This is a genomic window from Agrobacterium tumefaciens (assembly GCF_013337285.1).
Lineage (GTDB): Bacteria > Pseudomonadota > Alphaproteobacteria > Rhizobiales > Rhizobiaceae > Agrobacterium > Agrobacterium burrii.
On the sequence record NZ_SUPW01000019.1, the window covers coordinates 1 to 1208 of the forward strand.

The window sequence follows — 1208 nt, forward strand, 5'->3', positions numbered from 1 at the left end:
TGAACCGCACCGGGTTTGCCGGAGGCCATTTGGTTTGAGTTATGCGGCCATGGCTGGTTCGTCCAGCATGGCGTAGTAGCGTTCTTCAGCCTCGGCTGGCGGTATGTTTCCGATGGGCTCCAGAAGTCGTCGGTGGTTGAACCAGTCGACCCATTCCAGAGCGGCGAATTCCACGGCTTCGAAGTTCCTCCATGGTCCGCGCCGATGAATGACCTCGGCCTTGTAGAGACCGTTGATCGTTTCGGCGAGGGCATTGTCATAACTGTCGCCGACACTTCCGACAGAAGGCTCTATGCCAGCTTCTGCCAGCCGCTCGGAGTACCGGATGGACACGTATTGAACGCCCCTGTCCGAATGGTGCACGAGCCCGCCGCCATGAACGGGACGCCGATCATGAAGTGCCTGTTCAAGGGCATCGAGGAAAAAGCTCGCATGTGCCGTCCGGCTCGCCCGCCAGCCAACGATGCGCCGGGCAAAGACGTCGATCACAAAGGCCACGTAGACGAAACCCTGCCAGGTGGCGACATAGGTGAAGTCCGAAACCCACAGCCTGTTTGGTGCTGGGGCTTTGAACTGGCGGTTTACCCGGTCAAGCGGGCTCGGGGCTGCCTTGTTCGAGAATGTCGTGCGGACCGGCTTTCCTCGAATAATCCCCTGCAGGCTCATCGACCTCATAAGCCGAGCGACCGTGCAGCGGGCGATGTCGTAGCCTTCTCGTTGCAACTGCCGCCAGACTTTACGCACGCCGTAGACCTGGAAGTTCTCATTGAACACCCGGCGTATCTCGATCTTCATGCCGATATCGCTGCGGGCGCGAACCGACAGGCGGTCCACATCCAAGCGCTTGGCGACGTTCTCGTAGTAGGTTGATGGGGCCGGCAAAAGCCTGCAGATCGGCTCGACCCCGAACACGCTACGGTGTTCGTCAATGAACGAGATCATCATTTGAAGGGGCGGTCGAGCTCCGCCATCGCGAAATAAGCAGACGCCTTGCGCAAAATCTCGTTGGCCTGACGAAGCTCGCGGTTCTCCCGCTCAAGAGCCTTCATCTTCTCGGCCGCGTCGCTCGGCAAGCCTGCTCGTTTGCCGCTGTCGACCTCGGTCTTCTTCACCCATTCATGCAGCGTGGCTGGCGAACAACCGATCTTGCCCGCAATAGATGAAACGGCTGCCCACCGCGACGGGTGCTCTGCCTCGTGATCCAATAC

Annotated in this window: 1 protein-coding gene and 1 other annotated feature; the gene reads right to left on the reverse strand. The window is 59.6% G+C overall.

The window, feature by feature from the left end; translation table 11 throughout:
• Window positions 1-39: 39 nt before the first annotated feature.
• Window positions 40-1208, reverse strand: a protein-coding gene (locus FCH38_RS23380) for an IS3 family transposase (protein WP_174375332.1) whose coding sequence is annotated in 2 segments (ribosomal slippage) — window positions 40-971 and window positions 971-1208 — 1170 coding nt annotated over the 2 segments. Because the reading frame shifts where the segments join, the coding sequence is not laid out codon by codon here. This gene is flagged as partial in the annotation.
• Window positions 871-984, reverse strand: a sequence feature (AL1L pseudoknot). It overlaps the preceding gene by 114 nt.